General features: G+C 66.6%; 10 protein-coding genes. 6 read left to right on the top strand and 4 right to left on the bottom strand.

Annotation, left to right across the window (positions count from 1 at the left end):
* Window positions 1–35: 35 nt before the first annotated feature.
* Together HV675_RS15160 and HV675_RS15165 are read right to left on the bottom strand one after the other, a co-directional pair.
* Window positions 36–1,004, bottom strand: a complete 969-nt coding sequence (locus HV675_RS15160; RefSeq protein ID WP_175111740.1) for an NAD(P)-dependent oxidoreductase — start codon at window positions 1,002–1,004, stop codon at window positions 36–38.
* A gap of 345 nt (window positions 1,005–1,349) precedes the next feature.
* Window positions 1,350–2,234 carry a LysR family transcriptional regulator gene (locus HV675_RS15165; RefSeq protein WP_175111741.1) on the bottom strand — a complete coding sequence of 295 codons (885 nt, stop codon included), beginning with the start codon at window positions 2,232–2,234 and terminating at the stop codon, window positions 1,350–1,352.
* 164 nt (window positions 2,235–2,398) lie between these two features.
* Between HV675_RS15165 and HV675_RS15170 the strand changes: the two genes are divergently transcribed.
* The 6 genes from HV675_RS15170 to HV675_RS15195 all read left to right on the top strand — a co-directional run bounded on the left by HV675_RS15170 (window position 2,399) and on the right by HV675_RS15195 (window position 8,961).
* Entirely contained in the window at window positions 2,399–3,490 is a 1,092-nt protein-coding gene (locus tag HV675_RS15170) for a YeiH family protein (RefSeq protein ID WP_175111742.1), read from the top strand.
* Between the two features lie 385 nt (window positions 3,491–3,875).
* A complete protein-coding gene (locus tag HV675_RS15175; RefSeq protein WP_175111743.1) occupies window positions 3,876–4,613 on the top strand; it encodes a glutathione S-transferase in 738 nt (245 codons plus the stop codon).
* Window positions 4,614–4,781: 168 nt separating this feature from the next.
* Window positions 4,782–6,515, top strand: coding sequence for a ClcB-like voltage-gated chloride channel protein (locus HV675_RS15180; protein ID WP_175111813.1), 1,734 nt, complete (start codon window positions 4,782–4,784; stop codon window positions 6,513–6,515).
* Between the two features lie 185 nt (window positions 6,516–6,700).
* Window positions 6,701–8,038 carry a C45 family autoproteolytic acyltransferase/hydrolase gene (locus HV675_RS15185; RefSeq protein ID WP_175111744.1) on the top strand — a complete coding sequence of 446 codons (1,338 nt, stop codon included), beginning with the start codon at window positions 6,701–6,703 and terminating at the stop codon, window positions 8,036–8,038.
* Between the two features lie 278 nt (window positions 8,039–8,316).
* On the top strand, window positions 8,317–8,568 hold the full coding sequence (locus tag HV675_RS15190) for a hypothetical protein (RefSeq protein WP_175111745.1): 252 nt from the start codon (window positions 8,317–8,319) through the stop codon (window positions 8,566–8,568).
* Between the two features lie 153 nt (window positions 8,569–8,721).
* Window positions 8,722–8,961 carry a DUF2795 domain-containing protein gene (locus tag HV675_RS15195; protein ID WP_175111746.1) on the top strand — a complete coding sequence of 80 codons (240 nt, stop codon included), beginning with the start codon at window positions 8,722–8,724 and terminating at the stop codon, window positions 8,959–8,961.
* Between the two features lie 95 nt (window positions 8,962–9,056).
* Here the strand turns inward: HV675_RS15195 and HV675_RS15200 are convergent, their stop codons facing one another.
* Together HV675_RS15200 and HV675_RS15205 are read right to left on the bottom strand one after the other, a co-directional pair.
* A complete protein-coding gene (locus HV675_RS15200) occupies window positions 9,057–9,746 on the bottom strand; it encodes a hypothetical protein (RefSeq protein WP_175111747.1) in 690 nt (229 codons plus the stop codon).
* Between the two features lie 149 nt (window positions 9,747–9,895).
* Window positions 9,896–10,525, bottom strand: coding sequence for a TetR/AcrR family transcriptional regulator (locus HV675_RS15205; RefSeq protein WP_175111748.1), 630 nt, complete (start codon window positions 10,523–10,525; stop codon window positions 9,896–9,898).
* Between the last annotated feature and the right edge of the window lie 286 nt (window positions 10,526–10,811).

Raw genomic sequence — 10,811 nt, forward strand, 5'->3', positions numbered from 1 at the left:
ACCGGGTGGCGCGGCGCGCTGCCGGCCCCGTACGCTCAGCGCGCGAGCGCCTCGCGATTCACGATGTTGCGCGTGAGCGTGCCGTTCAACGCGCCCACCAGGTTTTCCGCCGCGCAGCGCGCCATCGCGTGCCGCGTTTCGTGCGTCGCCGAGCCGATATGCGGCAGCGCGACCACGTTGCGCATCGACAGCAGCGGCGAATCGGCGGCCACCGGTTCCTGTTCGAACACATCGAGGCCGGCGGCGAGAATCGTCCCGGCTCGCAGGGCGTCGATCAACGCCGCTTCGTCGACCACCGGGCCGCGCGCCGCGTTGATCAGGATCGCGCTTTTCTTCATCGCGGCCAGTTGCCGCGCGCCGATCATATGCCGCGTTTCATCCGACAGCGGCACCTGCAGGCACACGAAATCCGCTTCCTTCAGCAGCACCGCCAGCTCGACGCGGCGCGCGCCGTATTGCCGCTCGGCCTCCGGGTTCGCCGAGCGGTTCGTGTACAGCACGTTCATGTTGAAGCCGAGCGTCGCGCGGCGCGCGACCGCGCCGCCGATGCGTCCCATGCCGACGATGCCGAGCGTCTTGCCGTACACGTCGACGCCGAATTGCGCAGGCGCGACGCCATGCGTCCACTGCCCGGCCTTCACCCACTCGGCCAGGTCGACCACGCGGCGCGCGGTCGCGAGAATCAGCGCGAATACGGTGTCGGCGGTCGACTCGGTCAGCACGTCCGGCGTGTGCGTCAGCACGATGCGGCGGCGCGTCAGATCGGCGACGTCGAACGCGTCGTAGCCGACGGAAATGGTCGACAGCGCCTTGAGCCGCGGCGCGCCCTCGACCATCGCCGGCGTGACCTTGACGGTCGAGCCGATCGCGCCGTCCGCATCCTTGAGCGCGGCGGCGAAGGCGTCGTGCCGGTCGCCGTCCACTTCGACCACTTCCGCATGCTCGCGCAGATAGGCGAGCACATCTTCCGGCACCGGCTTGTACACGACGATCCTGCTTTTCATCGATTCATTTTCCTTGTTGGGGTGATATGAGCACGCGCTTGCAAGCGCTCGCAAGCGATGACGCGCGGTTGCGGCGATACGGCAAGCGTGAGCGCCACCGCCGCGACGGCCGCGGCGGCGACGCGCCGCGCCGACGAACCCGTAGGATGCCAAAGCCGCGCTTATTGCGCCATTTCAGATGGCTGACGGTCGCGGTCTTTCGATGTGCATCGCCGATCGTCTGAATCAGCAATGCGCCGTTCCGGTTGCCGCGCGGCAGTCGCGCTCACGACGGTTGCCGTGCGAAAGGCAAACGCCGCGCGGGCCAGGCGTCGCGATCACGTCGCGCGCGCCGCGCCAATCCGATCAGCCTTCGGCGAGACACAGTTCCAGAAACCCGCCGACCAGCCGCGACGGCGCGCTCGCATGCGGCACCAGGATCGAAAAGCGCCGCGTCAGTTGCGGCGCGAACGAGCAGCGGCACAGCGCGTCGTCCTCGTGGCGCATCGACATCGCCGACACGAAGCCGATGCCCATGCCCGCGCGCACCGATTCCTTGCCCCCTTCGACACCGGCGATCTCGAGCGCGATCCGCATCGGCAAGCCCGCGTCGGCAAACGCGCGTTCGACCAGCTGCCGTACGCCGGAGCCTTCCTCGCGCAGCACCAGCGGTTCGTCGCGCAACTGCGCGAGCGACACACCCTGCTTGCGCCCCGCCGCCGCGAGCGGATGCGTGCGCGGCATGATCGCAACGATCTCGTCCTCGCGCCACGCGTGCACGGCCGTATCGGGCGGCAGATCCGGGCCGGCGACGCCCTCGATCAGCGCGATATCGAGCGAACCGAGGCCGCCGACGATCTCCGACGTGTTGCCGCCCGCCGTATGCAGGGTGACTTCCGGATAGCGCCGCTGGAATTCGGCGATCAGATACGGCAGCAGGTAGCTGGCCGGCGTGGTGCTCGCGCCGATGCGCAACGTGCCGCGCTCCATCCCGCGCAGCGCATCGCGGTACGCGTGCGCCTGGCGCCACGTATCGCGCAGACGCGCCGCATAGCTCGCCAGTTGCTCGCCCGCGGGCGTGAGACGCACGCCGCGCCCATCGCGCAGGTACAGCGGCTCGCCGAATTCGTCCTGCAACTGACGCAGCTGGCCGGAGACCGCCGGCTGCGACAGATGAAGCGCAACCGACGCGCGGCTGATATTGCGGTGCTCGGCGACGGCGGCGAACGTTATCAGTTGATCGGGGGTCATGGGGCTGGAAATATCGGTCCAGCCAATATTTTACGTCACAAATGACGATTTTTCATATCTATATATCCAAACTAGGATTAGCCACAGTTCAGACGTTCCGTAAAGGACATCTTTGCATGTCGTAACGGACACCCTGAAGCCCACTCATCGAAGCCTGATCCATCATGACCACCGCCCATCTTCACCCCGCTACGGCCGCCGCGTCCTCGACGCGCGGGCAACTGAACGGCGTGCTGTTCGTCGCGCTGTTCGCGGCCGCCGTGACCAGCGTCGCATCGCTGCCGACGGTCGCCGCGCTCGGCTTGAGTCCGTTGATCGTCGGCATCGTCGCCGGGGCGATTTACGGCAATGTGCTGCGCGACGGCATGCCGGCCAGCTGGGCGGCCGGCGTCAATTTCTCCGCGCGCAAGCTGCTGCGCATCGCGGTCGCGTTCTTCGGCCTGCGCGTGAGCCTGCAGGAAATCGCGCAAGTCGGTTTGCCGGGCCTCGCGGAATCGGTGCTGATCGTCGTCAGCACGCTCGCGATCGGCACGTGGGCCGGCATGAAGCTGCTGAAGCTCGATCGCGACACGGCGCTGCTCACGGCGGCCGGCAGCGCGATCTGCGGCGCGGCGGCTGTGCTCGCGTTCGAATCGACGCTGCAGTCGAAACCGCACAAGAGCGCGATGGCGGTCGGCAGCGTCGTGCTGTTCGGCACGCTGTCGATGTTCCTGTACCCGGCGCTGATGCGCGCCGGCTGGCTGCATCTCGACACGGTCGGCGCGGGCCTGTTCTTCGGCGGCACGATTCACGAAGTCGCGCAGGTGGTCGGCGCGGCGAGCAACGTGAGCCCCGAGGCGACGCATATCGCGACGATCGTGAAGATGACGCGGGTGATGCTGCTCGTGCCGGTGCTGCTCGCGGTCGGCATGTGGGTGAACCGGCCGGCGCGCCACGCAGCCGCGCACCGTGGCACGGCTGATGGCAGCCACGCGCATGCGCCGCGCAAGCTCGCGGTGCCGTGGTTCGCACTCGGCTTTCTCGCGTGCGTCGGTGTGAATTCGGTGCACGTGTTGCCGGATGCGGCGACGCATACGCTGACCCTGCTCGATACGTTTGCGCTGACGATGGCAATGACCGCGCTCGGCATGGAAACGCGCGTCGCGCAGATTCGTGAAGCCGGACCGCGCGCGTTGATGACCGGCCTCGTGCTGTATGTGTGGCTGTTCGCCGGCGGTCTCGGGATCACATGGGCCGTAGAGCGTCTGTTCGGCTAGGCCGCGTATGCCGCGACCGGCGGGCGGCCGGTCCGCACGGCCACGGGCCGCTCCTGCCCGCCTCCCAGACAAGCCTCGCGACCGGCGAGGCTTTCGGCATCTGGCATGGAGCCGGCATGAGCGAAACAGTATGGCAGGCGGTGGGGCGCGCTGGCCGAGCGCATCGGGCGTGGGTCGAATGCTGGTCGAACCCCGATCAGGAGCCGGCCGAGCACCGGCCGAGCGCCGCTCAAAGCGCACGGCGCACGCACCGGCAACCCACCCGCGACGCAACCGCCCGCGCCGTTCAGGTCCGCAACCTGCGTGCGTCATCGCGGCATACTCGAGGCATGCGCGCCGCGTGGGCGACGCGCGGCCCGGGTAACCACCGAATGAGGACCGATCGATGACCTACGAACTCTATTACTGGGACGGTCTGCAAGGCCGCGGCGAATTCGTGCGGCTCGCGCTCGAAGAAGCCGGCGCGGAGTACGTCGAAGTGGCGCGCGGCGATGCGCGCGACGGACTCGGCACCGGCGCGATGATGGCCGTGATGGACAGCAAGTCCGAGCCCTGCCCGCCGTTCGCCCCGCCGTTCCTGAAAGACGGCGATCTGCTGATCGCGCAGACCGCCAACATCCTGTTCTATCTCGGCGCGCGGCACGGACTCGCGCCGGCCGTCGAGAGCCTGCGCTACGTGGTGAACGGCCTGCAACTGACGATCGCGGACATGGTCACCGAAGCGCACGACACGCATCATCCGCTGGCGTCGAATCTGTATTACGAGGATCAGAAAGACGCGGCGAAGGTGCGCGCACACGACTTCATCGACCACCGCATTCCCAAGTTCATGCACTACTTCGAGCGCGTGCTGAAGCAGAACCCGGCCGGCGACACGTACCTCGTCGGTGACGCGCTGACGTACGTCGATCTGTCGATGTTCCAGCTGATCGACGGCCTGTACTACGCGTTCCCGCGCGCGATGAAGACCTTTCCGAAGCACTACCCGCGCCTTGCCGCGCTGCACGACGCGGTGCTGGAACGGCCGCGCATCGACGCGTATCTCGACTCCGACCGGCGCATCGCGCACAACGAAGCGTGCATCTTCCGGCACTACCCGGAACTCGACAAGGACACCCGTTAGCCTCCCTCACCGATGACGAAAGCCTCGCCGAACAACAATACGAACGACCCGACGAACGACCTCGCGAACGCCCCGGGCGCCGCACCGGCGCGCTCGCCCGCCGCGGCGACCGCGCCGGCGCCGCGCGATGCTATCCTTGCGCCCGATACCCACCAACCCGCGTATTCCGTGCTCTCGTTCCTGCTGAGGCTGCGCACCCGCGCCGCGCGAATCTTCCGGCTCTCCGACGCGCATACGATGCTCGTCTGGTCGGTGGTCGTCGGTGTCGCGGGCGCGCTCGCGACGGCCGCGTTTCGCGAAGCCATCGCGCTGTTGCAGCGCGCGTTCGCAGGCACCGAAGGCAGCTTCGTCGAGATGGCGCGCGGCCTGCCGTGGACCACGCGCATCTGGCTGCCGGCGGCGGGCGGCCTGATCGCCGGCGTGATGCTGGTGCTCGCGCGGCGCGGCCAGGACAAGAAGGCCAGCACCGACTATATGGAAGCGGTCGTGATCGGCGACGGCGTCGTGCCGGTGCAGGCGAGCCTGTGGCGCACCGTATCGTCGCTATTCTCGATTTCGAGCGGCGGCTCGATCGGCCGTGAAGGGCCGATGGTGCAACTGGCCGCGCTGTGCGCATCGCTGATCGGCCGCGTCGTGCACTTCGATCCGCCGCGACTGCGCCTGCTGGTCGCGTGCGGTGCGGCGGCCGGTATCACGTCCGCGTACAGCGCGCCGATCGCCGGCGCGTTTTTCGTCACCGAAATCGTGCTCGGCTCGATCGCGATGGAAAGCTTCGGGCCGGTCGTGGTCTCATCGGTGGTCGCCAACATCACGATGCGCGCGTTCGCCGGCTACCACGCGCCGTACGAAATGCCCGCGTTCCCGATCATCACCGGGCCCGAGGTGCTGCTGTTCGTCGGGCTCGGCCTGCTGTGCGGCGCGGTGGCGCCGCAATTCCTGCGGCTCATCGGCGTATCGAAGGCCACCTTCGCGCGCATCAGACTGCCGCTGCCGTTCAGGCTCGCGATCGGCGGTCTGGTGGTCGGCATCCTGTCGGTCTGGACACCGGAGGTATGGGGCAACGGCTATAGCGTCGTGAACTCCGTGCTGCATTCGCCGTGGACCTGGACCGCGCTCGTGCTGGTGCTCGTGTTCAAGATTATCGCGACCGCGGCGACCGTCGGTTCCGGCGCGGTCGGCGGCGTGTTTACGCCGACGCTGTTCGTCGGCGCGGTGCTCGGCTCGCTGTTCGGAATCGCGATGCATGCGGTGTGGCCGCACGCCACCTCGCCGTCGTTCGCGTACGCGATGGTCGGCATGGGCGCGTTCCTCGCCGGCGCGACCCAGGCGCCGCTGATGGCGATCATGCTGATCTTCGAGATGACGCTGAGCTACCAGGTCGTGCTGCCGCTCGCCCTCTCATGCGTGGTCGCCTATTTCGTGTCGCGCGCGATCGGCAACGCGTCGATGTATGAGATCACGCTGCATCGCAATCGCGAAGACCAGGAGCGCATGCGCGCGCGCGCGACGCAGATGCGCGAGCTGATCCGCCCGCCGCAGACGGTGGTGTCGCCCAGCGCGACCGTGCAGGACATGACGCGCGTGTTCCTCGAATATCCGGTGAAGTACCTGTACGTCACCGACGAAGCCGGCTGCTTTCTCGGCGTCGTCGCGCTGAAGGACATCACGTCGGATCTGATCGACCGGCGCGATACGTCCACCCGCACCGCCGCCGACTACCTGCAACCGCACTTCGACGTGCTCACGCCGGACATGTCGCTCGGCGTCGCGCTGCAGCACTTTCTCGTGCATCAGGGCGAGCGGCTGCCGGTGATCGAAAGCGTCGCGCAACCCAGGCTGACCGGCGTCGTCTACAAGTCGTCGCTGCTCGACGCGTACTTCCGGATGAACCCGACACGCTGAACCGCTGATACGAACGGTCACAACCTGCCTCGTGCAAAGCGCGGCAATTTCTCTAAAATGGATTGACCAGAAAGCGACCCGCGGGCGGCCTGCGAGCCGCGCGCGCCACGCTGCCGGCGTGCGCCACGCGCCAATGCGCAGCGCTTCGTCCGGGAAGCCGCGGTGCCCTTCGACCGGGAGCGAAGATGAGCGAACCGTCCATCGATGCCGTGCGCCGCGACCACGCGGGCTGGATCTTCGTGCATATCGAAGGCGAACCGTACGACCGCGGCGAACAACACGGGCAACTGCTCGCCAGCGAAATCCGCAACGCGATCCACACCGCCCGCTACCTCGCGAAATGGGATACCGGCGAAGACTTCGACACCTTCGTCAACGCAGCGGTTGCCCAGTTCGCGCCGCGCCTCGACACCGAATTCGCCGACGAAATCCAGGGCATCGCCGATGGCGCAAAGCTGCCGTTCGCCGAAGTGCTCGCGTGGAACGGCTATATGGACCTGCTGCAAAGCTGGTGGCCAAGCTTCGCCGCGGCGCAGCATCCGGGTGCCGGGTTGAAGCCCTGGCGCGGGCGGCGCGGCCATCACTGCAGCGCGTTCATCGCGACCGGCGACGCGACGCGCGACGGCCGCATCGTGATGGCGCACAACTCGTGGGACCGCTATGCGGCGGGCGATGCGTTCAACGTCGTGTTCGACATCGTGCCGGACGCCGGGCACCGCATTTTGATGCAGGGACTGCCCGGCTGCATCTCGAGTCTCACCGACTTCTGGGTGACCTCCGCGGGCCTGATGATCACCGAAACGACCATCTCGAACTTCGCCGGCTACAACGCGGCGGGCGCGCCGGAGTTCTATCGTTCGCGGCACGCCGCACAGTACGCGAGCAGCATCCGCGACTGGTGCGACCGGTTCGCGGTTGCGAACAACGGCGGCTATGCGAACAGCTGGCTGCTCGGCGATACCAAGACCGGCGAGATTGCGCGCTACGAACTCGGGTTGCGCTACAGCGGCTTCGAAAGCACGAAAAACGGCTTTTATTGCGGTTACAACACCGCGTCGGATCTGAAGATCCGCAATCAGGAGTGCGTCGATGAAGGCGAAGATTTCACCGACGTGCGCAAGAACGGGGCGCGCCGGCTGCGTTTCATGCAGCTCGCGGAAATGCATCAGGGCACGATCGATCTCGAGCTCGCGAAACAGATGATCGCCGACCATCACGACGTCTATCTCGATCGCCCGGACAACCCGTGCTCGCGCACGATCTGCGGACACCTCGAACTCGACGACGCACGCTTTGGCGGCTCCGATCACGGACCGTTCAACCCGTGGGGCGCAAACGACGGCAAGGTGGTCGACAGCGAGATGGCGCGCGACATGGCCTTCTACGCGCGCTGGGGCCACCCGTGCGGCCGGCCGTTCGATGCGCAGGCGTTCATGAAACGGCACCCGCAGTGGAACTGGCTGAACGGGTATATGCGCGACCGGCCGTCCTGGCCGTGGACGCGCTTCGAAACGCTGCGCTGAGCGGCGCAGTCGTCAGGCACATCATCCGACGCTGCCGCATTGCTGCACCACAGCATCGGCCGCGCGGGCCGGCGCGATGCTGACGGATCGTCGGCTAACCGAACGCCGATGCGGGTCTGAGGCTCATCAAGGCGCTTGAAAAATTTACCGTCTAAGATGGGAATATCGGTGTGGCGCTTTTCAGGCGTGGCCATGCCGGACGGGCGCCGTTGCTGCGACGCGCGAATGGCATAACGCTTGCGAGAGTTCCTGCGCTGCCTGGCAAAGGAGGTCGAGCGATGAAAACCTCGACGCTGTTGATCATGGTTACGCTGTCGGCATCGTGCTTCGCCGCACCGGTTCACACCGCGCCCGATGGCCTGTCCGACATCGCTACACAACGCATCAACGCGGCGCCGGTTGCTCCGCCTGCGCCGGACGTCGCGGCGCAGTCCGACATTCGACCCGATCGCTGGCAGCACATTACGCTGCCGAAATCGAGACACCTCGAGCGCGGCTTCGCCGCGCGCAACGAGCATTTGCAGACGTGACCGTGTAACGCGGCGGCGCCTGGCGCTTTTGTCTGGCGGTGCGTGCCGTTTGCCGCCTGGGTTGCCCCGCTTTTGCACGGTGCGCGCTCGCACCACGTTCTGCCGCAGTCCGCGTTAAACCTGACCGCCCCCTTCATTGCGAGGAATGCACCCATGACCCGACCGGCTGCGCACGATGTGCCGCGCGAATCGATTGACCTGCAAATCGCCGACGTGCTGCGCGCGGCGGCTTATCCGGCCAACAAGGATGCGCTCGTCGACGCCGCGCGCGAAGCCGGCGCGAGCAACGAGGTGCTCGCGATGCTCGACGGCTTGCCCGAGCAGGATTACGCGGACATCTCCGCGGTGACGAAGCTGATCGGCAGCAACTTCGGGCCGGGGCTCGGCGCGTAGCGGCACCCGGCACTCGCTTTACGGCACTCGCTTTACGGCTCACGCTTCACGGTTCACCTTTCACGCTTCACGGATGGTTCGCCGTCGCGCTCGCCTCAGGTCCAGCGGAGTTTATCGAGCTTGCGCTCGAGTTGACGGCGCAGCTCGTCGAACTGTTGCATCTGCCTGCCGCTGTCGCCGATCTCACGCGTCTTCGCCCAAAAGTCGTCTTGCGCCGTCCTCAACTGTGCGCCGATCTCGCCGCGGCGCGCCGGGTCCAAACCGTCTTGCCGCTTCTGATTCTCGAGGTCTTTCATCAGCGCATTGATCCTGTCCAGATCGGCGAGCGTGGCTTCGCGCTTCTGACGCGTATCGTCCAGCTTCCGGTTGACAAACTCGAGCTCGCGTCGCAGGTCGTGACGCTTCGCCTCGTTGGTGGCGCGCTGCGCCTCCGACCCGCTTTGTGTTCCGTGATACATGTGTTCGCGGCTGGAACCCGCTTGCTCCGGCAACAGGCGCTCCCGGCCATCGTCTTTTCCCCCGGACGGATGCGCGTTGCCTCCGCCACGCAGTCGCAAGACGGGTTCGTTCGCCGGATCGACTGAGCGCGCACCTGCGTGCCGCACCAGGTTCGCACCGTCGGCACGCACCGGCGCCGCCGCGGATTGCGCGGACTGCGCGGAACCCGCCGCATACGACGATGCGGGTCGCGCGGCATCAGCGCCGGACGCATCACGCGGCTGAAATCCTTCGTCCGCTGGATGCAGCGTGGGGTGAAACGACCCGCCAATGTGGGTGCTGGGCATGTGCTGTACCTCCCGTGGGCTGATGCGCGCAACCGGCGCGCGGGCTTTCATTACATCAGCGTGGATCAGCAAAATGCGGTATCAGGACATGACACGTGCCGCGTGCGTGCTGCGCGCGTGCAACCCGCACGCGCAAGGTTCCGGCAGGATCAAGCGCCTTCCTCCGACTCCCGGCCGAACACCACCCGCGCAAAGAACCCGGCCAGCACCGACTCGGCGACTTCCGCGCTCACGTGCTGCGGGTCGATCGTGTAGAGAAACTGCACGCCGTCGACGAGACCGATGAACCCCATCGCGAGCGTCGCGGCCGGCAGCGGCAACGGCGTGCCGACGCGCGCCGAAAACTCGCTGATATACGCGGTCAGCTCTTCGCGCTTCTCATGCAGGAACGCATTGAAGCGCGTCCGGAAGCGCGCGTCGCGCGCCGCGAGCAGCTTCGCCTCGACCCAGAGCAGAAAGCATTCGTTGCGAAACGGCAGACGGCTGTAGTACTGCAGCACGCTCGCCTCCATCTCCGCGCGCGTCGCGCCCTCGCTGAAGATGCCGTGCAGGTCCGCTTGCATCGCCTCGTGGTCGCGCCGCAGCAGTTCGAGGAACAGCTCCGGCTTGCTGCGGAAATTCGAATAGAACGCGCCGCGCGTATAGCCGGCGGTCTCGGCAATATCTTCGACGCTCGCGCCGACGAAGCCTTTCTTCATGAAAATGACCTGCGCGGCGTCCAGCAGCCGCAGCCGCGTCTGGTCCTTGCTCTGTTCTCGTGTCAGCCGTTTGCGTTTCATGGGCGGCAGTCTAGCATCGTACATTCCGATTCATCTTTGTACTCAGATACAAGGTTGTATTAGAATTCACGCCAATATCCGAAGCAACGGTGGGTTGCCCTGGTCGGCCGTCCCGGCCGGCGCCGGTTTCCGGGCCGCCACACGCAATGCTTTCGCCGCCTCAGCCCTTTTCTGTCAAGGGATCATCGTGAATCGTTCCGGTTGTCGCGTGCCGTCCGCGAGGCGCAAGCAGTCTGCGTTCTTCGGTCGCCGTAGGGTTGCTGGGTTGCCCGCTGGGTTGCCCGCT

Source organism: Paraburkholderia solisilvae, from assembly GCF_902859875.1.
Classification (GTDB): Bacteria; Pseudomonadota; Gammaproteobacteria; order Burkholderiales; family Burkholderiaceae; genus Paraburkholderia; species Paraburkholderia solisilvae.

Coding starts and splice junctions, on each gene's coding strand:
- HV675_RS15160 (WP_175111740.1), bottom strand. CDS start 1,004: ATGAAAAGCAGGATCGTCGTGTACAAGCCGGTGCCGGAAGATGTGCTC.
- HV675_RS15165 (WP_175111741.1), bottom strand. CDS start 2,234: ATGACCCCCGATCAACTGATAACGTTCGCCGCCGTCGCCGAGCACCGC.
- HV675_RS15170 (WP_175111742.1), top strand. CDS start 2,399: ATGACCACCGCCCATCTTCACCCCGCTACGGCCGCCGCGTCCTCGACG.
- HV675_RS15175 (WP_175111743.1), top strand. CDS start 3,876: ATGACCTACGAACTCTATTACTGGGACGGTCTGCAAGGCCGCGGCGAA.
- HV675_RS15185 (WP_175111744.1), top strand. CDS start 6,701: ATGAGCGAACCGTCCATCGATGCCGTGCGCCGCGACCACGCGGGCTGG.
- HV675_RS15190 (WP_175111745.1), top strand. CDS start 8,317: ATGAAAACCTCGACGCTGTTGATCATGGTTACGCTGTCGGCATCGTGC.
- HV675_RS15195 (WP_175111746.1), top strand. CDS start 8,722: ATGACCCGACCGGCTGCGCACGATGTGCCGCGCGAATCGATTGACCTG.
- HV675_RS15200 (WP_175111747.1), bottom strand. CDS start 9,746: ATGCCCAGCACCCACATTGGCGGGTCGTTTCACCCCACGCTGCATCCA.
- HV675_RS15205 (WP_175111748.1), bottom strand. CDS start 10,525: ATGAAACGCAAACGGCTGACACGAGAACAGAGCAAGGACCAGACGCGG.